The following is a 25791-nucleotide window of genomic DNA, read 5'->3' as shown; positions in this document are numbered from 1 at the left end:
ACGACCATGGGCGGCGCCGTCCACGCCGCACGGAGGACGATCCCGGAGATGTCCGCCGGCCTCCTCGACGGGACCGCCCTCGGCGACCGGATCGGTGCGACGCACACCTGGGCGATCGGTCTATGCCTCCTGTTCGTCCTGGTCACCCTGGTCATCGCCGTCCGGTCCCGGCGCACCACCCGCGGCGCGGTCGACTTCTACGCGGGCGGACGCGGCTTCTCCGGCACCCAGAACGGGCTCGCCCTGACCGGCGATTACCTGTCCGCCGCCTCCTTCCTCGGCATCGCCGGGATGATCTCCCTCCACGGTCATGACGGGTTCCTGTACTCCGTCGGCTTCCTGGTGGCCTGGCTTTTGGTCCTTCCGATGGCCCAACTGATGCGCAACACCGGTCGCTTCACCCTGGCCGACCTGCCCGCCTTCCGCATGCGCCGGATGCGCGTGCGTCTGGCCTGCGCCGTCTCCACCGTCACCGTGTGCGTGTTCTACCTGGTGGCGCAGATGGTCGGCGCGGGCGCGCTGGTCATGGTCCTGCTGGGGCTGCACGACGGCGGCACCTTCCTGGGCATGAACGCCGACCAGACGAGTGTCGCCGCCATCGTCGTGGTGGGCGTGCTGATGATCGCCTACGTGATGTACGGCGGAATGAAGGCCGCCACCTGGCTACAGATCATCAAGGCGGTCGTCCTTTTGGCCGCCACCGGCCTGCTGACCGTGCTGGTGCTGGTGCTGTTCTCCTTCGACCCGCGTGCCCTGCTCAGCGGCGCGGCCGAGGGCGGCGGGCACGGCCGCGCCTTCCTCGAACCCGGGCTCCATCTGGGGGTGGAGGCGCCGGGAGATCCCACACGGACCCTGTTCAACAAACTGGACATGATCAGCCTGGGTCTGGCCCTGGTGCTGGGCACGGTCGCGTTGCCGCACATCCTCATCCGCTTCTACACCGTGCCCGACGGACGATCGGCGCGGACGTCGGTCAAACGCACCATCGGCATGGTCGGCGCCTTCTATCTGATGACGCCGGCGCTGGGCTTCGGGGCCGCCGCGCTGGTGGGTTCCGAGCGCATCGCGGAGGCGGACCCCTCGGGGAACACCGCGGTACCGATGCTCGCCGAGGAGGTGGGACGTCTGACCGCCGGGCCGGTGGGGGCGGCCGTGATGCTCGCGCTGATATCCGCGGTCGCCCTGGCCACCATCCTCGCCGTCGTCGCCGGTCTCACGCTGGCCTCGTCCTCCTCCATGGCCCACGACCTGTTCGGCCACATCCTCATGTGGGGACGCCCCCGTGAGTCACAAGAGGTGGGGGTGGCTCGCGTCTGCGCCTGTGTGGTCGGCGGCGTCGCGATCCTGCTGGCGGTCCAGGTACGGGAGCAGAACGTGGCCTTCCTGGTGGGCCTGGCCTTCGCCATCGCGGCCGCGGCCCATCTTCCGGTCATCGTCTTGAGCATGTTCTGGCGGCGCTTCAACACCGCGGGCGTGGAAGGGGCGGTCTACGGCGGGCTGTCGGCGACCCTGCTGCTGATGACGTTGTCCCCGGTGATGTCGGGCAAGATCGACCCGGTGAGCGGCGAGAACCTGTCGGTGCTGCCCGCCTGGATCGACATCCAGCTCCTGCCGATGGAGAATCCCGCGTTGTTCGCGGTCCCCGTCGGCTTCGTGTGCGCGGTCGTGGGCAGCCTGCTCTCGTCCGAGCGCGACACCGCCCGCTTCACCGAACTGCGCGTGCGCTCCCTGACGGGCTGGGGAGCCGACCGGGACTGAACAGGGCCGTCGTGGACCGGCCCCGCCCCTCAACCTCCGGAGTCCGCGTCGGCCATGGCCCCGGCCAGGTCGCGCAACAGGCCCGGGACGTGCGGTGCGTTGCGCGCGATCCGGTCCCACGAACGTGACGCCTGGTCCAGACGCTCACGAGTGGTCGGCTCTCCGGTTCCCTGCTTGACGTTGCGCCGGTCCTGTCTGCGGAAGGACGCGGTGAGGGCCCAGAAGGCGGCCGCCACCAACGGACGGAACACACCCCTTCCACGTACCTCCAGCACGGCCTCCACCGACCATCGGCCGTCGACGCCGACACGGGGGACCAACCAGGCGTCGACGTCGGCCAGGGCGTGCTCGGCCTCCAGCCGGGCCGGGGGAGCGCCAGGGGCGCCGGACAGCGCCCCGTACCAGGCGTCCCTGTCCAGGCGCAGGGTGCCGTTGGCCGACCGCAGCCAGGCGCCGCGCCCCGGCAGACGCAGGTGCGTGGTCCAGGTCAGGAGCCCGGCGGGCGCGTCGTGTTCGACCGTTCCCCACGTCACCGGGGGCCGGTGCGTACCGACGGTGTCGGGCATGGCGAACTCGACCGCACAGGTGCCCCCCTCCTCCCAGGAGGCGATGGTCAGTCCGGTGCCGCTCCAGCCCTTCTCCTCGTCGTCCCCGGGCTCGACGGGGACGCCCTCGGGGGTCAGCTCCGCGAGGAGGTAGTGGCTGCGGGGGGCGAGGTGCCGCCCTCTTTGTAGTTGCAGAGCCGTTCGTGAGGCCGCCACGGTCAACTCGTCGGCCTCGGCCGGTGTGCCCGCCGTACCGTCGCGCAGTTCCTCGACGGCTCGCCGACGATCCCCGCGAAGCCTCTCCGCCTCGGACCGGTCCACCAGTCCGAGTTCGTCCGCACGCCGTTCCAGACGCTCCAGCGTCTCCTCGTCGGGAAGGAGCAACCACCCACGCCCGTCGAACCGACAACTGCGGGCGACCTCGTGCAGGGCGGCGACGATCCGCTCGACGACCTCCCGGTCCACGGCGGTGACGTCGAAGGTGTGACTCAGGCGCGGCACGATGCCTCCGGGATCATGGTGGGGTTTTCGGGCACACGCGTGTCCGTGACGGTCGCCGCGCGTACGCGTGGACCAGCGTACGCACACACGGAAACCCGTCGCTTCCCAAGGAGACCCTGAGCGGGCGGGAGGCACGGGCCGCGACCGGCCCACCGTACCGCGTCCGCTGGAGACGGTCGAGGGCCGAACCGTGAAGGGACGCGCGCGACCGCCGGCGTCCGAGAGAAGGACGCGTGAAGTCGGTCACGGTCCAACGTCGCGGCCCAGACCACGGGCACGTGGGGCTTTCCCCTGACGCTCTACCTGCTGCCGGTCCTGGTGGTGGCGGTGGTGGTGCGAGAGGCACGGAACAGCGGGAAGGAGTGAACCGGTCCACCACACCGATGCCCCGACGGTCCGCGCCGGCTCTTCCGCCGGCGCGGACCCGTGGGCGATCGCCCACGGAGAGGCCACACCCGGCGCCCCCACCCCGGCCGGGCGCCGTCCGGTGGGGCACGCGACCTTCCGGAGCGTGCCGCACGCCCGGACACCGCGTGACCGAGGAGCGGTGTCCTCGCCACTGTCCGAGAGGAGTCCTCGGCCGACCGAGAACGGCTCGTACCCATGTGTGGGGACCACAGGGAAGGGGTGGTGTCCGTGCCCAGGCGGTGGACCGTGATCCTGCGGGATCTGGCGGACACGGCGCGACCGATCCGCTCCGAGGACTGCCACGGCCTGCTCAACCGATGGTGGCCACAACCCCCCCAAGAGCACACCGCGGCCAAGCGGTGGGCCATGAACGGCTGGCCCGAGCCGCTGGGCGACCGGCTGTACCACTGGACGCTCACCTGGCTGGACGACGACACCCCGCCACCGCTGGCACCGGAGGAACTGGTCGGTGACCCTCAGCGGATCGGCGACCACCTGTTGGTCCCGCTCTCGGTGACCCTCACCTTCGATCGCACCTACACCCGGATGCTCACCGAACCGCGCGGCCCCTGCGCGGTGCGCGCGGCACGGGTGCGCAGCCGAACACCCGTCGTCATGACCACGCGTGACGCCGCGGGCGAGCGCATCCCACACCTTTGGCCCGCGCCCCGACGCCTCTTCGGCGCGGTGCACCGCGCCGGCGGCGGCATCGTCGGTGGCAGCGGGGCGGTGGGGGCGGTGGCCAGGTTCGCCCCGCCCGAACTCGCCGAATCATGGCTGGGCCCCGCCCTCGACGGCCTCGCCCAGGTACGCCGCACGGCACTGCCCGGCGAAGAGGTGCGGTTGGTGGAACACGACCACGGTGAGAACCGCACCGTCCTGGGCTGGCACGGTGGGATGCGCCTGGAACCGGCCGGAGGGGAGCGTCGGCACACCGACGCCTTCCTCACCCTCCTGGAACTGTTGGAGCTGACGGGCACCGGCAAGTACACCGCCCAAGGATTCGGTGCGGTACGCGTGGACACGGTGACCAGCGGCCGTCCGCACGCCGAGGCGTCGGCCAGACGGCCCCGACGACGCACGCACCGTGCGTCCCAACGCACCCCATCACGCACGGACGAGGCCCGTGTCAACGCGGTGGCGGAGGCCGAGGAGTTCGGGGGCGTGCTGTTCGACTGACCGGGGCACGGGGCGGACACCGTCCGCCGGCTCCGGTGACCCCCGTCGGCTCCCGTCCCGTGGACGGGGACGGGAGCCGACGCGTGTGCTCATCGAGGTGGCCCGCCGTCCCGGGCCGTCCGCGAGGCACCCGTCCTGAGAGCGCGGGCCAGGCCGCGCAGATGCGGTACGAGATCTCGTGGTGTCAGGGGCGGCGCGCCGCCCTCGTCGGCGGGAGCGGACGTCTCGCGGTGTCGCCGCGTGAGCGCCTCGGGAGTGTGAGGGAGCATGGGACCTCCGTGGGGAACGGGTGCGTGCATTCAGCTCTCTCGGACGGCGCTACGCCGCTCCGGAGGGCGAGGGGACCCCGGGGCGGGTGGGGAAGGAGCGGGTGTTCCCCACGGCGGTCGACCTGGTACCGGTGGTGACCTGTGGCGATGGGGCCACCGTCCGAGAGGAATCGACGTGTGTCCGCTGTCGTGGCGGCCACGCCATGACCTTTGCACCCCGCCGAGCAGGAGCCCGACACGGTGACCGCCGCCCCCGAGCCCCAGCGACCTTCCGGCGCCGGCCAGGGCCCGAAGGGACCTCCCGTCCACGGAGTGGTGGTCGGTGTGGACCTACGCGGCATCCAGGCCTACGTCTACAGCGGCCGACGCATCCTGGACGCGGTCGGACGGGCCGCCCAGGTCGCGGAACTGACCGACGCCTCCGACCCCGAACACGGGATCGCCGACCTGGTGCCGCCCGACTGCCTGGTCCTGCGCGACGCCGGAGGAGCGTTCACCGCGGTCTTCGCCGACAAGGTCTCGGCCCGCGAGTTCACCGCCCGCTACACCCGGCGTCTACGCGACCGCGCCGGCGGACTGACGCCCGTGGTCGCCCACGTGCCCTATGGGTCCGCCCACGCGGGGAACCCGGAGGAGACCGGCGATCGCGCGGTCCCGACGGGGGTGGACGAGGCGCTGTCCGCGTTGCCCGCCCGGCTGCGTCGGGCACGGCGGCGCATGTCGGCCCTGCACACGCCCGCACACGGGTACGGGATCACCGCCGTGTGCTCGGTCACCGGCGGACCGGCCGAATCGGTGGACAGCAGTCGTACCCAGGACGGGCACGCCGACGTGCACGAGAGGGTCGCGGCGGACGTCGTCCGGGCCAGGGGGATCGGTCGTCGCTGGCACCGCTCCCACAGTTCCTCCTGGCTGGCCGGAGCCCTCACCGCCACCGGCTCGCTCCCCCTCGCCCTGCCGACGGAGGTGGACCGGTTGGGTCGTGAGCACGGTGGTGTCAGCCGCGTCGCGGTCGTGCACATCGACGTCAACGGGCTCGGCGTGATCCTGGGCGACTATCGCGAACGCGCGGGGGACCCGGGAACGCCCGGCTCCGGCGCACTCGCCCAGAGGTACCTGTCCACCCGCATCGCTGGACTCACCGAAGGTCTGGCCCGTGCCCTGGTCCGGGCCGTGGCGGCCACCGTCCGCGCCGAACCCGGTCGGCGTACCGCCGTCCTCGGAGCCGGCGACACCGCTCCCCTCTTCCTGCACCATGTGCCGCCCGGACCCGTGTACCTCCCCCTACGCCCCATCGTCGTCGCCGGAGACGACCTCACCGTGCTGTGCGACGCCCGGTTGGCCCTGAGTCTGGTGCGCTACGCGTTCGACTGGCTCGACGTCGACCCCACGGCCGTCGGCGACCCTCGCGACCCCAGGGTGGGACTGCACCGCGCGCTCGCCGAGGCCCACGGGGACCGTCCCGGCGGAGGTCGTCTCGTCGTCGGTGAGGGCGGTGAGGGCGGTGGGGGCCACACCACGTTCGTGCCCACGGTCGGCGTGGGAGTGGCCGTCCAGCCGGTCGGTGCGCCCCTGTCCTCGGGCTATGACCTGTGTGAGGCCATGTGCCGTCGGGCCAAGGAGGAGAGGGTGCGCAGGGCCGAGGCCGATCCCGCCGCGCCCGACGACCACACCGTGGCCTGGACGACGCGCTTCGACGGTGTCGACCGGGTACTGCACCGCCTCGAACAGGACCGTGGGGCGCCCCTTCCCCGCACCGAGTTGCCGCTCACCGGGGCCGGGTTCACCCGCTTCCTGGACCGCTACCTGTCGGAGACCGCTCCGGGCGGGCTGCTCTCCGGTGGCGGCGGCCGCCACCGGAACTGGTTGGTCTCCTCCCTGCTCCCCTTGGTGGAGGCGGGCGTCGATCCCGGTGCCGAGCTCGCCCGCCGGGCCCGCGTCACCGGCCACCCCGTCGAACTGCCCCAGGGGTGGACTCCCGGCGGCCTGGCGGACGCGGTCGAGGTGATGGACCTGTACCTGGATCCCGGATGGGGGAAGGCGTCCGAACGCCACCGGTCCCGACCACAGGGGCGGACGGGGACCGGTGGTCCACAGGCCCGGGCGGCTCATCGGGACGTGTTCCGATGAGCCGCCCGGACCGCGTCCTGGTGTACCTGGCCTCACCGGCCCTGTTCGTCGGTGCCAGCGCGGACGGTACGGACGCCGATACCGACGTGGTCACCGACGAGCACGGACTTCCCTACCTGCCACGCCACCGTCTCGCCGCGAGGTTGCGCGGTGGGGCTTTCGGCGCGTCGACCGTCGCACCGGACCTGGCCGGGGTCCGTGACGAGCTCTTCGGGCGAAGGGGATCCCATGGCGCGGACCGCACGCTGCGGTTGGGGCACGCCAGAGTGGACGAGTCCGTCCGCGACGCGGTCGCCCGCGCGCTCAACGGTCGTGGCGAACCCCTGCGCTCCGTCCTACGCCGCTCGGTCACCGAGGCCTACACCACCCTGGAATCGGGGATCGAGATGGACGCGGACGGCGCCCCTCGGCCGGGCCGCCTGCGCACTCACCGGGTGCTCCTGCCGGGGTTGACCCTCAGCGCCGCGCTGACCTGGGCGTCGGAGCCGGAGGAGGAGCACTGGCGGTTGCTCGCCCGTGCCTGCCTGGCCACCACCACGATCGGCCTGCGGGGCACCCGCGGCCGAGGTCGGGTGGACGTGCGCCTGGCCGGGGACGGCCGCACCGACCCGAACACGCTGACCCTGCGCCTGGCCGCCATGGGGAGCGGGGAACGGCAGGGCGTTCCGGAGCGGACCCCGATCCCCTCCGCGTCTTCCTAATGGCCTCCCGGCCAGGGCACCGGACACACGCGACGGTATCCGGTCGGTGGGGAGTGCCCCGCCGAAGTACGCGCTCCCCGCGTGCGACTACCGTGTGTCCGCGGCCGTGACGGCGGCGTAGGGGACACGGGGGCGGTGGTGCGTGGTGGCGTGGAAGGAGGCGGACCCGTGGACGACCCGGGAGTGAGCGGCTATCTGCCGTTGCGCTACCTCCTCACCGACACCCTGGTGGTGCGCACCTCCTACGATCCGTTGCGCATCGACTCCGAACACACCCTCGGCGGACGCGCCCAGCGGGGCATGCTCGCCGCCGCTCTTCACCGCGCGGGTCGCGACCGTGAACTCCACGACTGGGTGGTGCGGGGGGAACAGGTCCGCTTCGCCACGGCCCACCCCCGGCTGGAACAGGACGGCGACCCCGTTCCGGAGGAAGGCCCCGCACGGGCGGCCGTCGCCTACCCGGCGCCCGCCCACCTCCACACCCCGGGCAAGGACGGCGACACCATCGTCGACGTCTTCGGTGACACCGACCCCACGACGCCCTACCAGGCGGTCCGCGACCCCCTCACCCCCGACCGTTCCCTGCGGGCCGCCGTGAGCACCACCACCGAGCAGTATCTGGGCCGTTCGCGTACCGACGACACGGCCCACGGCGTTCCCTTCCTCGCCACGAGCGTCGACGCGGGACAGGTCTTCGAGGCCCGGTGGCAGTTGCGCGCACCCGATCCGGCCGCCTTGGAGCGGCTCGCCGAACGGATCGTCGCCTTCCTCGCGGAGGCCCACGGCACCCTCACCCTCGGTTCGGGAGGCACCCGGGCCCATGGCGGTGTCCACGTGACTCCGGTCGACCCCGACCGACTGGTGACACCGGACCGGATCGCGCGGGTACGGCCGCCCTCCTGGGCGGCGGGGAGCCCCCTCGACCTGGTGCTGCTGTCCTCCGCACTGTTGACGGGCGCCGACGGCGAGGCCCGTCCCCAGGCCCTGGTGCCCGCGGTGCTCGACCTCTTCGCCGCGCGTATGCCGGGGACCGGAGTGCGGGTCCTGGCCGATCACGTGGAGGCCGTGCTCGTGGGCGCCTACCACCGCGGCTACCGAGGACCCATGGCCCAGCGATGGGCGGCCCGGCCGGGGTCGGTGGTGCGTCTTCGCCTGGACCGGGACCTGGACACCGGCCGGGTGCGTGACCTGGAGGCGCGTCCCCTCGGCGAACGGGTCGTGGACGGTCACGGTCAGTTCGCCCTGCTGTCCCCTCCCGCGGGTCCCGAACCCCTCGCCCCCGCGGTCGTCCCCCTCCACGGGAGAAGCGGGCAGGCCGTCACGGCGCGGACCGTCTCCGAGCCCGACCTTCGGCACGGGCGACTGAGGGCCCTCTACGACGAACTCCTGTGGAACGCCGCCCTCCGGCCGGTCCGCGACCATGCCCGTGCCCTGGCCCTGGACTCGGTCGACCTGCTCACCCCCCTCACTCCCGGCCTGGTGGGGCGTCTGCGTGAGGTCGCCGCCCCTGCCCATCGCACACCCGAGGCCGCCCTGTCCGCACTGGAGGGCCTCCTCGTCGGAGGGGCCGCCACCTGCCCGGGAGCCGATCCCACCGGTGTTCGCAGGGCCCCGCACGACCGTCTGGTGCGTGCCCTGGCCCGGGCCCGTCTGCGTCACCCCGGTCACCGAGGCCCGGTGACCGTCCTCTCCTGGTTGACGGGACCGGGCGGGCCGGGCACCGTCGCCTGGTGGTCGCGGAACCGACCCGATCCCGAGCACGATCCCGCCTACGCCAAGGCGATCGCGGCCGTGGACCTGTCCCTGCCCGACGGCCTGCCGCCCGAAGACCACCCCGGCGGGCTGTCCGCCCCCGCACGCGCCTGGGAGCGGCGTGCGGCCCCCCGCCTCGCCCTGGTGCTCGTCTCCTCCTGGCTGGCCGAGGTCACCCGTGTCCTACGAGCGGAACAGGACGGGGGACGCCCCGCCGGGGGAGGCCCCCGGTGAGCGACGATCCCACGGACGCCCCCGGGCTGCTCTGGCAGATCACCTTCCGCCTGCGTCTGCTCTCCGACACCCATGTCGGTGCGGCCAGACCGCTACCGCGCCACGCCGCCGAGAGCGACGTGGACCTGCGTGTGGACCGGGACCCGCTCACCGGTGCGCCCCGTCTGCGCGCCAGCACACTGGCGGGGCTGCTGCGTCACGAGCTGGCCTCGTGCACCGGCGATCCCGACAGCGTCCACGCGCTCCTGGGAACGAACCGGGAACACACGACCTCCGACCGGAGAGCACCCTCCACGAGCCTCCTCGACGTGGACGACGCCCTCGCCGAACTCCCCGAGGACACCACGGTCGCCATCCGCACCGGTGTCCGGGTGGATCCGGCCGCGGGCACCGTCCGGACGGGGCGCGTGTGGCAGTGGGAGATCCTGCCCGCGGGCACGGTCTTCACCGCGCACATGCGCCTGCGCGTCCCCGCACCGGCCGACGAGGCCCGGTTGCTCACCCTCCTGCTGCTGGCCACCGACGGTCTGACCGGCCGGGACGGGACCGGCCCCGGTGTCCGCCTCGGCGGTCGGACCGGTCGCGGCTACGGGGACGTCCGCGCCGCCCACTGGGCGGTGCGCCGTTACGATCTCACCGACGAGCACGACTGGTTCGCCTACCACTCCCGATCCTGGGCCGAACGCTGGGAACACGGCGCCCGAGCGCTCAGCGGCGCACCCGAAGACCTCGCCACCGCCCTGACCGGCCGTCTACGCGCCTGCGGGAGAACGGCGACCGCCGCACACCTCATCGCACGGACCACCCGGCCCGACCGCCGCCACCGCGCCGAGCTCCACCTCACCCTGGCCGTCGCGGAACGGACGGACCCCCTGGGAAGACCTGGAGGTGAACTCCGCCCCGGAACGCTCCTGCTCGGGGACCCCCCTCCCCCCGAACGGATCGGTGCGGTGGACCGGGCGCACCGGCACCGCCCCGAGGGCACCGACGGGTCGACCCGCTCCGTCCCGGTGCTCGGCGACACCGCCCTGTTCGCCCTTCTCAAACGGATCGCCGGCCGTCTGGTGCGGGACATGGCCGAACACCTGCGCGCGCCGGCCGCCCGCTGGCGTGAGTGGCATGACGGCTGGTGGGGCGCCGACACCGGGCGTCGCGGTCCGCCCCGCCCCTCCCGCATCGGCCTGCGCACCACGCCGGTCCTCACCGAGGGCGCGTCGTTGACCACCACCCGCCTGACCGTGGACGCGCTGTTCGGCGACGCCGTCGAGGGCCGGTTGTTCACCACCGACCTGTACTGCGGTGGCACGGCCGAGGTGATCGTGGACGTGCGCGAACCGGACGACGCGGTACGCGGCCTGTTCACCCTTCTCGTACGCGAGCTGGCCACCGTCGCCTTCGACGCCCTCGGCGCGGACACCGGAAGCGGTAACGGACGCCTGACCGCGACGCGCGCCCACCTGACCACCCACACCGGGACCGGGGAACCCCCACGTACGGTGGACCTGCTCGCCGCCGTGTTCGAGCCCGACAGCGCGGAGGCCGCCGCGGCGCGCGGCTGGCTGGACGCCCTGCGCACCGCGCTCACCGGGTGCGACGAGGCGGCACGAAGGAGGTAGACAGTGAACCACCACCCTCCGCGCCCGTACGGCCTGGCGGTCCAGCGCCTGACCGACGATCAGGTCGGGACGGTACTGGAAGAGGTCCTGCTCCACGGTCGCCGGTGCCGCCTGCTCGACACGGGTACCGGGAGGGTCCCCGGCGCCCGGGGGCGTCCTCAGTGGCTGCTCGCCGAACTCGTCGACGGCCGCCTCACCGGCGCCTGCCCGGGAGCGCGGTGGCGTCGCTCGGACCAGCCGTCCACCGCGGACCTGTCGGCCCCCTCCCCCCTCCCCGAACGCTGGCGGATACTGGAGGTCCTCGTCTTCGGCCCGCACGCCCAGATCCGCATCGGCGAGGGAGCCGAGGCCGGATGGATCAGCGCCGACGCCCCCGGCACCCTCCCGTGGTGGTCACGCCCGCGCGACCGCTCCTTCCTCCTCCAGGGATGGAACGGCCCCGCGCACAGCAGGACCCTGGACGGACCGATCCCCTTCTCGGTGACCGGCGAACCCTCCGGGGCTCGGGCGGTGCTCCCGGTGGAGTGGGTCGATTTCTCGGGGCGATCACGCCCCGAGGCCGGAGGCAGGACCGCGCTGGAGAGCTCGGGCACCTGGCTGACCGTGCGCGAGTACTGGGCCGATGACCCCGACACCGGGGCGGTGGGGGTGGCCTTCCACCGGCTCACCGGTGTGCACACGGGTGTCAAACCGACCGGGCCGGAGTTCGACGTGGGCACCGGTGACGAGATCGGACGGGAGGAGCGTTGAGGTCCGACCATGTTCCCCATCCCACCGGAGCGGTCGGGCCGGAGTCCCGCACCTTCCACGCGACGGCCCCCTATGGACTGGTCCGTCTCGCCGACACCCCCATGCCCGCCCACGACCTGCACGACGGACATCGCACCGACGCGTTGCTGCGTAGCCATGACAGGACGGTGGACGGCACCCATGCGGGGTGGATCGACCTGACCCTGACCACGCTCACCCCCACCTTCGTCGGGAGGACCCCCGAACGTGGCCGGGTGAGCCCCTCCTTCCGTCTCCCCCACGGTGAGCGCCACCTGCCCGCCATCCCGGGTTCCACCCTGCGCGGATTGGTCCGCAACACCGTACGCATGCTCACCAGCGGGGAGACGGGTCCGGTCAACACGCCCATGTTGTTCTTCCGCGCGCCCGTGCGCATCGACCCCGACCGTGCCGACGGCACCCTGTCAGCCCGGGCGCGACGGATCATGGCCCAACGGCACTCCCACTACCGCAGGCGCCGCGTCGGGCTGCGGACCAAACAGGGCTTTCTGTTCCACTCCCAGGACGAGGGGCGCTGGTACGTGGTCGAGGTGCCCTCCACCCCGGTGACCGGGGAATCGGGCCGAGCCCTCAAGGTCTCCTTCACGGTCCTCCGGGAGAGCCTGCGCACCTGGGATTTCGGGGTCGACACCTTCCCCGACCCTCCCAGGAACAACACCTACGTGCCCACCACCCACGAGCAGCACGGACGTTTGCAATACCGGTGGGTGCACGCCGTCCACCTGCCGCAGGAGCGCCGGGTGGCGGCCGTGGCGCCGACGGACGCCGAGGCCCGCGCCTACCTGCGCGCACGCGGCGGCCACGCCGGTGAACCGGGGCGGGGCGGGGTGATCCGCGCACTGGTCGTGCTGACGGGGGTCGCCGCGGGGGAGCGCCGCAACGCCTATCTCTTTCCGAGCCCCTCCCACTCGGGCGCGCGCCTTCCCGTCCCCGACTCCATGGTGGCGCTGTTCGAGTCGGCGGAACAGGTCACCGGCTACCAGCGCGCCGCCTTCCCCGACACCCTCAGCACCGGTCCGGCCGATCCCGGACGCGAACCGGTGGCCGGAGTCGGCGGTGGAGGCCTGCCGCGGCGTGACCTCGAACCGGTCTGGTTCGACCTCGACCCCTCCGACACGGTGGTCTCCTTCGGTCGCTCCGGCGGCTACCGGATCTCCGTCAGCGAGGACGACCCGATCCGACGAGCCCTGCCCGAGACGCTTCTGGGGCCCCAACACGGGGATCCCGACCGGGCCTCACGGGCCGGACGCACCGTGGACGTGTGTCGGGCCCTGTTCGGGGACATCGACACCTTCGCCGGTGAGTCGGGCGCCTCCAAGGGCCGGGTGTCGTTCGGCAGCGCGTTGAGCACCGATCCCGACCCGGACTATCCCGACGGCGCGGCCCTGCGCGTCCAGCTTCTCTCCCCTCAACGCGGCTGCTTCGCCAACTACCTGGTCCAGGGGCCGGAGGCGGGGACGGGGGAGAGGCCCGACGTCATCACGTGGTCGCACGAGGGCAGGGTGCGCCTGGGCGGGTACAAGACGTACCTGCACCGGCACCGAGCCGAGCTGGGAACGCCGGTCCGTTACGACGCGCGGACCCAGGAGGAGCTGGGTGTGGTGGTACTGCCGCCGGGGTCTGGGGCCGAGCCGCCCCGTGAGACCCAACGCGACATCGTTCCCCTGCGGGACGGGCTCACCTTCCGTGCACGCGTCACCTTCACCAACCTCACCGAAGGAGAGCTCGGTGTGCTGATGCGCGCCCTTCTGCTCGACAATCCGTGGGACGGAGGGGATCGGGGCGATCCCTCGCACGCCCACAAGGTCGGTATGGGCAAGTCCCTGGGCATGGGCAGCGTGCACCTGCGACCGGAGCTGTACCTGGTGGACCGGCGTGCCCGCGCCTTGGACATCACTCCGGCGGCGGGGGTCGTGCGGGCCGACGAGGACCGGGTCCAGGGCTTCCTGGACGCTTTCGGGACCTCGCTGGTGCGCCGGCGTCTGTCGGGCGAGCCCGCTCCGGAACGGTGGCGTGAGGTGGAGCAGGCGGTGGACGTGTGTCTGGCCGGTCGGTGGCGCGGCCGTCTGCCGTGGGAGGAGACCGCGGTGATGTCCCTGCGCGAGTTCGCCGAGTATCCCGTGTTGCAGCCGCTGACCCGACGGTTCGCCCGGGTCGGGGGCCCCGGAGGATGAGCCGACCGCGGGGCCCCGCGCCGGTCAGCCGTCGATGGTCTCGGCCAGTGCCTCCAACAGGTCGGCGCGCAGATCGGGGTCGTCCTGGGCTCGGGCCCACAGCGCGGGCACGGTCGGACTCCTCTCCAGCAGGGCGCACACCAGGGCGTCGAGGGCACCGTGGGGATCGGCCTCGAAGTCCTCCCGTGACTCCTGTGCGCGAGCGGTCAGCTCCGAGGCGGCGCGCTCCAGCCAGGCGCGCTCCTCCTCGCCGAGCACCTCACGCCGAGGGAAGGGCTCCTCAGCCGTTTCGGGGACGTCGGGGACGGGGGAGTAGGGTGCGCTGCGGGCTCGGCCGCGCGCCTGCTGCACCAACGCGAAGTGCAGGGGCATGTTCACGGCCATCCGCCCCAGGACCCCGGTGAGTCTGCGCGCGATGTCCTCGCCGTTCATCGTGGGCAACAGCCCACGCAGCAACAGACGGCGTCGCTGATCGGGGGTGCGACCGGGGTCGGCGTCACGTCCTGAGGCCAGTTCGGCCAACTTGCGCAGCAGGTAGTCGCCGGTCGCGGTGGAGACCATGGGCGGTTCCCTGACCTCGGTCAGGGAACGTCCGTGCAGGTCGGCGACGGGCACCGCACTGCCGTCCTCTGTGAAGGAGACCGTTTCGCCCGGGTGGATGTCCTCGGGCAGGTCCGCGGCGGGGTTTCCCCAGCCCGCGGTGAGCACGAGCATGGCCAACGCCTCCTGGTCGACCACCTCGGGGGCGACAGCGGCCACGTCGCGGCGCTGGGCCCAGCGCCGTGGGCGTTCGGAGAAGGCGCAGCGCACCTGTCCCTTGGCGGTGCGTTGAGGGTAGACACGGCGCAGGTTCTTGTAGGAACGGTCCCGACGTACGTCGTCCAAGGCGTCGCGCAGCCGGTGGGCGGCGGTGCGGTCGACGCCGTCGCCGTCGGGCTCGGCGTGCCGCATGCGCACGGCGACGACACCGTCGGGGTCGCCGCCGTGCACCGGGCACGGGCAGTACTCGGCGCACAGGTCGACATAGTCGCAGAACTGTTCGGAGTGACCCGAGCAGCCCTGCGCGGTTCCGTCCGAGGAACAGGGCCCGCACCCCAGAACGCGCGTGAAGGCGCGCAGGAAGGCGGCGGAGCCGAACAGTTCCCAGGCGGAACAATGGTGCGTGCTCACGAACTCTTCTCCCCGGTGATCCGGGGTCGGGACGCTCCCCCGACCCTCCGGGAGAGCACGTACGAAAGAGACGTGAGACCTCAGGTGACACTCCCGCGTCAACGGGAGGCCGAATATCAAAGTAGGACCACCGTGGGGGAAATGTCAATTCTTGGACCCCAGTACTTCTCTTCATCAAACTGTGGAGAGAGCAATGAAATGGACACCAGTCACCATGATTAATATTCTTCTCTCGTTTCCCGAATTGGTACGCAGTTCCAGAGCCTGCGGATGTGTCCGAGAGACTGCGGTGAGGGCCGGGGCGGACCGTGGCCACGGCCGTCGGGGCCGGAGGAAACGAACGGAACGGAGGTCGCCGGATGCGGGTGGTCAACCTGACACCGCATGTGGTGACGGTCGTGGACGAGAGGTCGCGCGTCATCCGACGCTGGCCCAGGTCCACCGAGCCCGCCCGGGTGGAGGCGGTGCGTGTTCCCGTGGGGATGGAGGTGGACGGGGTGCCGTTGATGGCGGAGGAACGTACCCGGGCCGACCTCCCCGAACCGCAGGAGGGGGTGTGGTTCATCGTCTCCTCCGTGGTCGGCTCCGCCCACCCCGAACGCGAGGACCTGCTCGTGCCCTCCGACCTGGTGCGTGACGGCGAAGGCGTGGTCACCGCCTGCCGGTCGTTCGTCGTCAGCGGCCTTCCGATACGGAGCGGTGTCCGGGCCCGGGTGGGCGGCCCGCCGACCGGGAAGGAGGGGGCGGACGCCTTCGCGGACCACCGGGTACGGGAGGGGTGTTGAGGCCCCGGCCCGGCCGCTCGGCGGCGGAGTCGCGTGGAAGGCCCGCACCGGGGGTCGGGCGCGTCATCGACGTCGCGTACGACCCCCGAACCTCGGGCCGGTCCACTAGCGTGGACGTCCGTCCCCTTCCCCTGCCGCAAAGGACGTCGTGTACGACCCCGGTGCCGCCGTCGTGCTGGTCGGGCACAACCCCACCCCCGCACTGCTGTCCTCGCTCACCCTGCCCGCCGACCATCTGGCCCTGGTCGCCAGTGACCGAACCCGAGCCCTCGCCGAGCTGGTCGCGACCGCCGTGGAACGGTCGGCCGCACCCGCGTCGGTGCGGGTGGTGAGCGTGGGGGCCGACCCCCACGACTTCGGTCCCGTCAACGACACCCTGGCCGCCCTGCACCGGGCCAACGGAGGCCGACCCTGGTTCCTGGACTACACCGGAGGCACCAAGGTGATGAGCGTGGCCGCGGCGCTCCTGCACGAACGGCTCCTGCCCCTCGACCGTCACCCCCACGCCCGCCGTTGGCGCCACTACCTCGACCCCGTCCGCGACACCCTGCGCGCGGCCGACGGCTCCGAGCTTCCCGTGGTCGACGAGGGGATCGACCTGGCCACCCTCGCCGGAATCCACGGCGCACGCTGGCTCGACGACAGCGACCCCGAACCCGTCCGCCTCTTCGTGCGAGGGGGAGGGCAGGCACTTGGAGCGCGCTTTCCCGACCTGTCCCCGGCGGCGCGGCGCGGTGTCGTCACCGAGGGCCGGATCCTCTCCCACCTCCTGCGCCATACACGTCGCCGCTCCGACACCGAGGTGATCGGGGCGCGTCAGGTCGCCGACCCCCGCCACCCGCACGGTTCCATCGCCGACTTCGACGCGGTCGTGCGCTACCGGCACCGTGTGCTGGTCGTGGAGGCCAAGACCCGCCCCGACGACGTCGTGGCCCGGGCGGGATGGACCGTGGCCAAGGCCCGCCGGGTCTTCGGCACCGCCGTCCAGGTGCTGTTCGTCTACTCGGGGCCGGCCGTCCCCGGTCTGCGCGAGCGCGTCACCGCCTACAACCCCGCCCTGACCGCCCGCAACGTGCACGTGTGGAACCTGGACGACCTGTTGGCACGTCTGACCTCCTTCGAGCACATCCGCAGGGCCTTCTTCCCGGGCCCGGGTCCCCGACCCTCGGTCGTTCCCCTCCGGCCCCCCGACCAGGACGGTCCCCCCGTCCCACCGCCCGAACGTCACCCGACCCCCGAGGACCGGCCCGTCCTGGTCACCTCCCTCGGCGGCAGTCGCCTGGGAACGCTCACGGCCGTACACGCCCATCGGCCCGCCCGCACTCTGGTGCTGTCCTCCAGACAGAGCGTGCGCGACGGGGTGCGTGAGTCCGCCGCGCGCACCCTGCACGCCGCGGAGAACCCCGACGCCGCACCCGCGGACGCCGACCTGCTCAGGAAGAGCGGGTACCACGACCGGGTCCGTTTTCCCGCCGAGCCCGTCGACGGCTTCGACACCGACGCGGTCGTCGCCGCCGCCTGGGACTGGATCACCCGTGAACGAAGGGCCGACCCGCCGCCCCCGGTCGTCGCCGACATCACCACCGGCACCAAGGCGATGAGCCTGGGCCTGGCCCTGGCCGCCCGCGACACCGGCGCCTGCACCACCTACCAGCTGGCACGCGGGCGTACCGTGCTCTGCCTGACGCACGGCCCCCTGCCCCTGCGGGGGCGGGCCGGTGTGGACTGGCCGCTGGTCCTGCACGGATACGTCCGAGTCGACGGGAACGGGCGAAGGGACCACGAGAAGGCCATGCCCTTCCTGGCCGGGCGGGCGTGCCGGGAGGCCCGCTCCCAGGTGGACACCGAACTGCTCGACGCGGCCTGCGCCGCCCTGGTCCGGGCGGCCACCGGGCCGGTGGACGTGTGGATGGACACCTCCCTCACCGACGCCGAGGAGTGCCTGAGCGCCCAGGAACGACCCAGTCTGGTGCTCACCTTCGACGACCGCGCGGTGGGCCTGACCGCACCGGGATGGCGTCGACGGCGCGCCTTCGACACACGGCTCCACGAGGTCGGCCGGGGCTCATGGGCCCAGAGCGTCTTCGCCGCGACCGTGCACCTCAACACGCGCTGTGACGTGGCCGGGACGGTGATCGCCCTGACCCGGCCCGGCGGGGACGTCGGTCGCGCGGTCGAACTCGTGGACTGGATCACCCACGCCGAACCGGGGGAGAGAGGTGGACACGGACGGATCTCCTTCGGCGAACCCCTGCGTCCGGTGGTGGCGATCGCCTCCCCGAACGCGCTACCCGACCTCTTCGACACCGACGTCAGCGTGCTCTGACCCCTCCGCCCCCGGCGGGAACACGTGAGGGCCCGGCCGGACCGGACGAACCGGTCTTCGACCGAGCCCTCACACGGCCCGACTACAGTCGCGAGGCCGCATCCTCGTCCAACCAGAACACGGTCCTCTCCGAGCCGCGTGCCCCGGCCACGGGGGCCTCGTCGACATCGCCCCCCGCCAGACCGAGGCGTACGGCCTCGGCCTTGCCCTCACCCGAGGCGAGCACCCACACCTCACGCGAGGCGCGGATGGAGGACAGGGTCAGGGTGATCCGCCGCGGTGGCGGCTTGGGGGAGTCGTACACCGCGGTCACGGACGCCTCGTCCTCGCGTACCCCCGGCAGCCCGGGGAACAGCGAGGCCACGTGTGCGTCCGGGCCCACGCCCAGCAGGCACACGTCGAAGACGGGAACGGGGCCCTGACCGCGCGCCGCCACCGCCAGCTCACGTCCGTACCGGGTGGCCGCGTGTTCGATGTGGTCACCGTCCATGCCGTCGGAGGCGGGCATCGGGTGCACGTTGCGTGAGGGGATCGGGATCCGGTCGATCAGCGCCTCGCACGCCTGGGTCTCGTTGCGTTCGGGGTCCTTGTTCGGCAGGAACCGCTCGTCGCCCCACCACAGGTGGACGTGGGACCAGTTCATCCCGGCCTCCTTGGAGTGGTCGTGCACCGCCTCCAGTGCGCGGATGCCGATCCCGCCGCCGGTCAGCACCAGGTGGAACTCGCGCCTGTCCGACTCGGCCTGGACGATCATGTTCACCAGCTTCAACGCGACACTGTCGGCCAGTGCTCCCGCGTCGGAGTGTCGGATGATCTCCGGTTCGTTCATGTTCCCGCTCCGCTTTCCAGGAGCAGCGGCCCCAGATGACGGGCCGCGCTCGCGTAGGTCTCGTCAGCGTCCAGTCGACGCAGTTCCTCGGCCAGGGCCCCGGCGGCGGACCGCTGGGGCAGCGCCACCGTCTGGTCCGGCTGTCCGAACCGCGTCAGTGTGGCCACCCGACCGTCCACCCGGGTGATCGCGATGTCCCCCTGGTCGGTGGTCAGTCGGGCCTCGGTCAGGCCCGGTCCGTTCGACACGGCACGCTCCACCGGTACGTTCAGTCGGTCGGAGAGCCATGCGGCCAGCAGTTCCGCACTCGGGTAGTGCGGTTCGGCCGTCACCTTGGCCGAGGTCACCCAACCACACGGCTGGTCCATGGCGCTGGCCAACAGCGAGCGCCACGGCGTCAGGCGGGTCCAGGTCAGGTCGGTGTCGCCCGGGCTGTAGTCGGCCACCCGTTCCAGCAGGTCCCTCATCGGATCCTGGGCGCGCAGGGCGTCGGTGATCCGACGCTGGGCCAGACGGCCCACCGGGTCGGCCGCCGGGTTGACCGGCCCCACGCCCGGCCACCACGCCACCACCGGCGCCTCGGGCACCAGCAACGGGGTGACCACCGAGTCGGCGTGCTCGCCCAAGGGTCCGTACAACCGCAGCAGTACCGCCTCGCCCGGTCCCGAGGTGCCCGGGCGGCGGATCTCGGCGTCGATGGCGGGTTCGGCGTCGGGGTCCCGTCTGATCAGCGCCACCACACGCGAGGGGTGCTCGCGTCCGGCCTCGGTGGCGGCGCGTACGGCGTCGTAGTGGTCGGCCTCGTCGGTGACGATGACCAGGGTCAGCACCATGTTCATGGCGCCGCCGCCCACACTGAGGCGCTCCGCCATGAGCGCCTCGGTGATCTGCGAGGTGGTGGTACGCGGCAGGTAGAGCATCATCGGTTCCTCCCGGGGGTGTCGTGGCCGGTCACGGGCGCCGCCACTGACGGCCGTCCCGGGCGAGCAGGCGTTCGGCAGACCCCGGCCCCCACGTGCCCGAACCGTACTGTTCAGGACGCCCCTCCTTGGCCCAGTACTCCACCACCGGGTCCAGGATCCGCCAGGACAGCTCGACCTCCTCCTGCCGGGGGAAGAGCGGCGGGTCACCGATGAGCACGTCCAGGATGAGCCGCTCGTAGGCCTCCGGGCTGGCCTCGGTGAAGGACTGTCCGTAGGCGAAGTCCATGCTCACGTCACGGACCTCCATGCTGGTTCCGGGCACCTTGGAACCCAGACGCAGGGTCACCCCCTCGTCCGGCTGGATACGCAGCACCAGCGCGTTCTGCCCCAGTTCACTGACGTCGCTGCGGGGGAACAGTTGCTGGGGCGCGGCCTGGAAGACCAACGCCACCTCCGTCACCCGGCGGCCCAGACGTTTTCCGGTGCGCAGGTAGAACGGCACCCCGGCCCAGCGCCGGGTGGTCACCTCCAGTTTCAACGCCGCGTAGGTCTCGGTGATCGAGTCGGAGGGGATACCGTCCTCCTCCAGGTAGCCGCGCACCGGGGCGCCGCCCTGCCAGCCCGCCGTGTACTGGCCACGCGCGCTGCCCGTGGCCAGGTCCTCGGGCAGCGCCACCGACTCCAGCACCTTCTCCTTCTCCGTCCGGATCGCGTCCGCGTTGTAGGAGATGGGCTCCTCCATGGCCACGAGCGCCAACAGTTGCAGCAGGTGGTTCTGCATGACGTCGCGGGCCGCGCCGATGCCGTCGTAGTAGCCCGCGCGGCCACCCACCCCGATGTCCTCGGCCATGGTGATCTGCACGTGGTCGACGTAACCGCGGTTCCACAGGGGTTCGAACAGGGTGTTGGCGAAACGCAGGGCGAGGATGTTCTGGACCGTCTCCTTGCCCAGGTAGTGGTCGATACGGAACACCGATGACGGCGGGAACACCTCGTCCACCACCGCGTTGAGTTCCTGGGCGCTGGCCAGGTCGTGTCCGAAGGGCTTTTCGATCACCACCCGACGCCACGGCCGTACCCCACCCTGCGGGATCTCGTCGTCTCCGGCCTCGGCCAGGCCGCACCGCTTGAGCTGTGTGACCACGGTCGGGAACAGCTTGGGCGGAAGCGACAGGTAGAACGCGTAGTTGCCGCCGGTGCCACGGGCGGAGTCCAGTTCACGTACGCATCGGGCCAGGCGGTCGAACGCGTCCTCGTCGTGCAGTTCGCCCTGCACGAAACGGACCCCCTCGCTCAGCTGTCGCCACACGTCCTCGCGGAAGGGGGTGCGTGCGTGCTCGCGTACCGCCTGGTAGGCCTGGTCCGCGAAGTCCTGGTCCTCCCAGTCGCGTCGGGCGAACCCCACCAGACCGAAGCCCGGCGGCAACATCCCCCGGTTGGCCAGGTCGTAGATGGCGGGGAGGAGCTTCTTTCGGGCCAGGTCGCCCGTGACACCGAACAGCACCAACACGCTGGGGCCGGCGATGCGGGGGAGTCTGCGGTCCGAGGTGTTGCGGAGCGGGTTGGGGACCGCTCCGGGCATCACCGGTTCTTTCAAGGGTCTGGTCTTCCTGTCGAGAGTGGCCGGTGGGACGATCGGGTCCGCCCCCGCCGCCCCGTAGGGGACGGCGGACGACGGTTTCGGTGGCATGAAGAGCCGGACGCGGCCCTCCCGACGCTCGGGCCGGGAGCGGCCACGGTGCTCAGGAGAGCTTGTCGAGTTCGGCCGACAGCGCGCCGAGCAGGCTGTCCCAGGACTTGATGAACTTGTCCACGCCCTCCTCCTCCAACACCGCGAAAACGTCGGTCAGGTTGATCCCGGCGTCCTCCAGCGCGGCGAAGTCGGCCCTTGCCTGGTCATAGGTGCCCAGCACGGTGTTCCCGGTGATCCGGCCGTGGTCGGCGGTGGCGTCCAGGGTGGCCTGCGGCATCGTGTTCACGGTGTCGCGAGCCACCAGTTCGGTGACGTAGAGGGTGTCCTCGTAGGAGGGGTCCTTCACACCGGTGGAGGCCCACAGCGGGCGCTGCGGCTTGGCGCCCTGTTCCTCCAGGGTCTTCCACTCGGAGGAGGAGAAGACCTCCTGGTGGGCCTGGTAGGCCAGGCGGGCGTTGGCGATGGCGGCCCGGCCCAGCAGGGAGCGCGCCTCGTCGGTGCCGATCTCCTTCAGGCGCCTGTCCACCTCGGTGTCCACACGGCTGACGAAGAAGGAGGCCACCGACTGGATGCGGGAGAGGTCGTGGCCGTTGGTGCGGGCCAGCTCCATCCCCTCCAAGAACGCGTCCATCACCTGGCGGTAGCGCTCCAGGGAGAAGATCAACGTGACGTTGACGCTGATGCCCTGCCCCAGCACCTGGGTGATCGCCGGAAGTCCCGCGGCCGTGGCCGGGATCTTGATCATCAGGTTGGGGCGGTCCACCAGCCACCACAGCGCCTTGGCCTCGGCGACCGTGCGTTCGGTCTCGTGGGCCAGACGCGGGTCGACCTCCAACGAGACCCGGCCGTCCACGCGGTCGGTGGACTCATAGACCGGACGCAGGACGTCCGCGGCCCAACGGATGTCGTAGGCGGTGACCATACGGACCGCCTCCTCCACCGAGACCCCGCGCACGGCCAGCTCGTGGACCTGCTGGTCGTAGGCGTTCCCCTCGGAGAGGGCCTTGTCGAAGATGGTGGGGTTGGAGGTGACTCCGGTCAAGTGGTGGGTCGAGACCAACTCGGCCAGGTTGCCCGAACGCAGTCGCTCCCGGCTCAGGTCGTCCAACCAGATGGACACGCCCGCCTGGGAGAGGTCCTGGAGTGCGTTGCTCATGGGTATCACGCCTTCCTCGGGGCGAGTAAGGTGTCGCCCCTGGTCGCACACGTGGGGCGGGCCCCGTCGCACGTGCGACGGGGCCCGCCCGAATCAGCTTCCGGCCTTGGAGAGACTCTTGCGAGCCGCCTCGACGACGGCCTCGGTGGTGAATCCGAACTTCTCGTACAGGACCTGGTACGGGGCGGAGGCGCCGTAGTGCTCCAGACTGACCGACTCCCCGGCGTCACCGACGTAGGCGCGCCAACCCATGGCGATGCCGGCCTCCACCGACACCCGGGCGCGCACCGAGGGCGGCAGCACCTCGTCGCGGTACTCCTGGCTCTGTCGCTCGAACCACTCCACGCACGTCATGGAGACCACCCGGGTGGGCGTGCCGGCCCGCTGTAGCTCCTTACGGGCCTCCAACGCGATCTGCACCTCGCTGCCGGTGGCGATGATGATCAACTCCGGGGCGCCCCCGTCCGCCTCGGCCAGCACGTAGCCGCCCTTGACGGCACCCTCCGCCGAGGCGTACTCCTCGCGGTCCAGGACGGGCAGGTTCTGACGGGTCAGCGCCAGCGCGGCGGGACGGTCACCGCTTTCGATGACCGAGCGCCACACCACGGCGGTCTCGTTGGCGTCGGCCGGGCGGATGACGTCCAGGCCGTGGATGGCGCGCAGCGACCACAGGTGCTCGACCGGCTGGTGGGTCGGACCGTCCTCGCCCAGGCCGATGGAGTCGTGCGTCCACACGTAGACCACGGGCAGTTGCATGATCGCGGCCAGACGCACCGCGGGGCGCATGTAGTCGCTGAAGACCAGGAACGTGCCGCCGTAGGGACGGGTGGGACCGTGCAGGGCGATGCCGTTGAGGATCGTGCCCATGCCGTGTTCACGCACGCCGAAGTGCAGCACACGACCGTAGGGGCCGCCCGGGAACATCTCGCTGGCGCGATCGAAGGGCAGGAAGGACTGCTCACCCTTGGGCGTGGTGTTGTTGGATCCGGCCAGGTCGGCCGAGCCGCCCCACAGCTCCGGCAGCACGGGCGCCACGGCCGAGAGCACCTCGCCACTGGCCTTGCGGGTGGCCATGCCCTTCTCGCTGGGCTCGAAGAAGGGGATCTTCTTCTCCCAGGCCTCGGGCAGTCGCTTGTGGACCAGGCGGTCGAACAGCTCGGCGTGCTCGCCGGCGCTCTCGTGCCAGGCCTTGAACCCCACCTCCCAGGCGGCGTGCGCCTCCCGGCCCCGGTCGATGGCGCGGCGGGTGTGCTCGATGACCTCGTCCTCGACGGCGAAGGGCTCGTCGGGCAGGCCGAGGATCGCCTTGGTGGCGGAGATCTCCTCCTGGCCGATGGCCGCGCCATGGATGGCGCCGGTGTTCTGCTTGTTGGGCGCGGGCCAGCCGATGATGGTGCGCAGACGGATGAAGGTCGGGCGCTCGGTCTCGGCCTTGCCGCGCAGGATGGCCTGGTACAGGGCGTCGACGTCCTCGACGTACTCGCCGGTGGAGGTCCAGTCGACCTCTTCCACGTGCCAGCCGTAGGCGCGGTAGCGCTCGGCGACGTCCTCCGAGTGCGCGATGCGGGTGTCGTCCTCGATGGAGATCTTGTTGTCGTCCCAGATCATGATGAGGTTGCCCAGTTTCTGGGTCCCCGCCAGGGCGCTGGCCTCGTGGCTCACACCCTCTTGGACGTCGCCGTCGGAGCACAGGGCGAAGATGTGGTGGTCGAAGGGGCTGGCGCCCGGACCCGCCTCGGGGTTGAACAGACCGCGTTCACGACGGGCGGCCATGGCCATGCCGACGGCGTTGCCCACACCTTGGCCCAGGGGCCCGGTGGTGGTCTCCACGCCGGGGGTGTGGCTGTACTCGGGGTGTCCCGGAGTGCGGCTCCCCCACTGGCGCAGGCTCTTGAGGTCGTCCAGCTCCAGCCCGTATCCGGCGAGGTAGAGCTGGATGTAGAGAGTGAGGCTGGAGTGGCCGACCGACAGCACGAAACGGTCGCGGCCGGTCCACTCGGGGTCGGAGGGGTCGTGCCGCATGACCTTCTGGAAGAGGAGGTAGGCGGCGGGCGCCAGGCTCATCGCTGTGCCGGGGTGTCCGTTGCCCGCCTTCTCGACCGAGTCCATCGCCAGTGCCCGGACCGTGTTGACGGCGCGGAGGTCGAGGTCCGACCACTCCAGGGTCTGCGGGGTGTGGGTGCTCACGGACTTTCGTTCTCCTTCTGGGCACTCCCCGCGCCCGGCGGCTGGAACGCGGGGTGTGCTGGTCGCGTTGGTCTTCGAACCACCGCCGGGCATTCCGATGGACCGCCACGAGGGCGGACCCGAGGGGAGGGTGTGTCCACGCATGGCTGTGTGGAACGTGGACGTGTCGCCCTCGGATATCCCCGAACGGCGGCCGTCGCGGACTGGAGACCACGACGGGGTCAGCCATGACCGAGCCTATCGTCCGCTACCCGGGATGTCGTTGCCCCACACCGCCCCCTACCGGCCGGTAACGGGGTGGTGTGGGTAACCTTCGAAGCCCTCCGTGACGATCCGGTTGCGCGGGGTGCTCGATCGGTGCCGTGGCCCGGTCTCCTCGGAGGGTGGCGCGTTGGAGGCGTGTCGGGGCGTATGCGAGCCTGGTGTCCACCCCGGCGACCCCTGAGGTGGTGAGCGTCCCGTGGACGGGACGTTTCCCTTGGCAGGGGGCTGGTCTCCGGTGCCGACAAGGAAGTACTACAGTATGTCGTTGACGGGGTTTCCGCAGATCCTGACGCTTTGTCGATCCGCTCTACCCCGCGTGGCGAGCAGTATCGAAACCCCTAGAGTTGTCGAGGTATCCGCGTGTCTGTAACCGAGCCGGTGCCCCCCGTGGGGACGCGAACG

At 71.7% G+C, this 25791-nt stretch carries 17 protein-coding genes; 10 read left to right on the top strand and 7 right to left on the bottom strand.

Annotated elements, in window-relative coordinates; all coding sequences use genetic code 11:
* The first annotated feature begins 48 nt into the window (after nt 1-48).
* The gene (locus PFX91_RS20130) at nt 49-1758 is read left to right on the top strand and encodes a solute symporter family protein (RefSeq protein WP_285734242.1); all 1710 of its coding nucleotides are present in this window, start codon (nt 49-51) and stop codon (nt 1756-1758) included.
* A gap of 29 nt (nt 1759-1787) precedes the next feature.
* Here PFX91_RS20130 and PFX91_RS20125 read toward each other — a convergent pair whose 3' ends face one another.
* Nucleotides 1788-2804 (bottom strand): hypothetical protein, encoded by a 1017-nt coding sequence (locus PFX91_RS20125; RefSeq protein ID WP_285734185.1) that lies wholly within the window; start codon nt 2802-2804, stop codon nt 1788-1790.
* A gap of 627 nt (nt 2805-3431) precedes the next feature.
* Between PFX91_RS20125 and PFX91_RS20120 the strand changes: the two genes are divergently transcribed.
* From PFX91_RS20120 to PFX91_RS20090, 7 genes are all read left to right on the top strand, one after another.
* Entirely contained in the window at nt 3432-4391 is a 960-nt protein-coding gene (locus PFX91_RS20120; RefSeq protein ID WP_285734183.1) for a CRISPR system precrRNA processing endoribonuclease RAMP protein Cas6, read from the top strand.
* A gap of 509 nt (nt 4392-4900) precedes the next feature.
* On the top strand, nt 4901-6790 hold the full coding sequence (locus PFX91_RS20115; protein WP_502888342.1) for a hypothetical protein: 1890 nt from the start codon (nt 4901-4903) through the stop codon (nt 6788-6790).
* The gene (locus PFX91_RS20110; protein ID WP_285734181.1) at nt 6787-7491 is read left to right on the top strand and encodes a hypothetical protein; all 705 of its coding nucleotides are present in this window, start codon (nt 6787-6789) and stop codon (nt 7489-7491) included. Before PFX91_RS20115 ends, PFX91_RS20110 begins: the two co-directional genes overlap by 4 nt.
* 168 nt (nt 7492-7659) lie before the next feature.
* Complete coding sequence (locus PFX91_RS20105; RefSeq protein ID WP_285734179.1) at nt 7660-9477, top strand: hypothetical protein; 1818 nt, start codon at nt 7660-7662, stop codon at nt 9475-9477.
* The gene (locus PFX91_RS20100; protein WP_285734177.1) at nt 9474-11093 is read left to right on the top strand and encodes an RAMP superfamily CRISPR-associated protein; all 1620 of its coding nucleotides are present in this window, start codon (nt 9474-9476) and stop codon (nt 11091-11093) included. Before PFX91_RS20105 ends, PFX91_RS20100 begins: the two co-directional genes overlap by 4 nt.
* 3 nt (nt 11094-11096) lie before the next feature.
* Nucleotides 11097-11843, top strand: coding sequence for a hypothetical protein (locus PFX91_RS20095; protein WP_285734176.1), 747 nt, complete (start codon nt 11097-11099; stop codon nt 11841-11843).
* Nucleotides 11840-14056, top strand: coding sequence for a TIGR03986 family type III CRISPR-associated RAMP protein (locus PFX91_RS20090; RefSeq protein ID WP_285734174.1), 2217 nt, complete (start codon nt 11840-11842; stop codon nt 14054-14056). Before PFX91_RS20095 ends, PFX91_RS20090 begins: the two co-directional genes overlap by 4 nt.
* A 24-nt stretch (nt 14057-14080) precedes the next feature.
* Here the strand turns inward: PFX91_RS20090 and PFX91_RS20085 are convergent, their stop codons facing one another.
* Nucleotides 14081-15226 (bottom strand): hypothetical protein, encoded by a 1146-nt coding sequence (locus PFX91_RS20085; RefSeq protein WP_285734173.1) that lies wholly within the window; start codon nt 15224-15226, stop codon nt 14081-14083.
* A gap of 359 nt (nt 15227-15585) precedes the next feature.
* Here PFX91_RS20085 and PFX91_RS20080 point away from each other — a divergent pair, with 359 nt between their 5' ends.
* Together PFX91_RS20080 and PFX91_RS20075 are read left to right on the top strand one after the other, a co-directional pair.
* A complete protein-coding gene (locus tag PFX91_RS20080) occupies nt 15586-16011 on the top strand; it encodes a hypothetical protein (RefSeq protein ID WP_285734171.1) in 426 nt (141 codons plus the stop codon).
* A gap of 148 nt (nt 16012-16159) precedes the next feature.
* Nucleotides 16160-18337, top strand: a complete 2178-nt coding sequence (locus PFX91_RS20075) for a PDDEXK family nuclease (RefSeq protein ID WP_285734169.1) — start codon at nt 16160-16162, stop codon at nt 18335-18337.
* A gap of 82 nt (nt 18338-18419) precedes the next feature.
* Here the strand turns inward: PFX91_RS20075 and pgl are convergent, their stop codons facing one another.
* The 5 genes from pgl to tkt form a co-directional block, all read right to left on the bottom strand.
* The gene (gene pgl / locus PFX91_RS20070) at nt 18420-19166 is read right to left on the bottom strand and encodes a 6-phosphogluconolactonase (protein ID WP_285734167.1); all 747 of its coding nucleotides are present in this window, start codon (nt 19164-19166) and stop codon (nt 18420-18422) included.
* Complete coding sequence (locus tag PFX91_RS20065; RefSeq protein WP_285734166.1) at nt 19163-20089, bottom strand: glucose-6-phosphate dehydrogenase assembly protein OpcA; 927 nt, start codon at nt 20087-20089, stop codon at nt 19163-19165. The genes pgl and PFX91_RS20065 overlap by 4 nt, the downstream gene beginning before the upstream one ends.
* 28 nt (nt 20090-20117) lie before the next feature.
* Nucleotides 20118-21671, bottom strand: a complete 1554-nt coding sequence (zwf, locus tag PFX91_RS20060) for a glucose-6-phosphate dehydrogenase (RefSeq protein ID WP_285734238.1) — start codon at nt 21669-21671, stop codon at nt 20118-20120.
* Between the two features lie 160 nt (nt 21672-21831).
* Nucleotides 21832-22938 (bottom strand): transaldolase, encoded by a 1107-nt coding sequence (gene tal / locus PFX91_RS20055; RefSeq protein WP_285734165.1) that lies wholly within the window; start codon nt 22936-22938, stop codon nt 21832-21834.
* Between the two features lie 93 nt (nt 22939-23031).
* Nucleotides 23032-25125 carry a transketolase gene (tkt, locus tag PFX91_RS20050; protein ID WP_285734164.1) on the bottom strand — a complete coding sequence of 698 codons (2094 nt, stop codon included), beginning with the start codon at nt 25123-25125 and terminating at the stop codon, nt 23032-23034.
* Between the last annotated feature and the right edge of the window lie 666 nt (nt 25126-25791).

It is taken from the genome of Nocardiopsis sp. ATB16-24, from assembly GCF_030271535.1.
Taxonomy (GTDB): Bacteria; Actinomycetota; Actinomycetes; order Streptosporangiales; family Streptosporangiaceae; genus Nocardiopsis.
The sequence above is the reverse complement of the archived record's forward strand: the minus strand, read 5'-3'. Positions and strand labels throughout refer to the sequence as shown.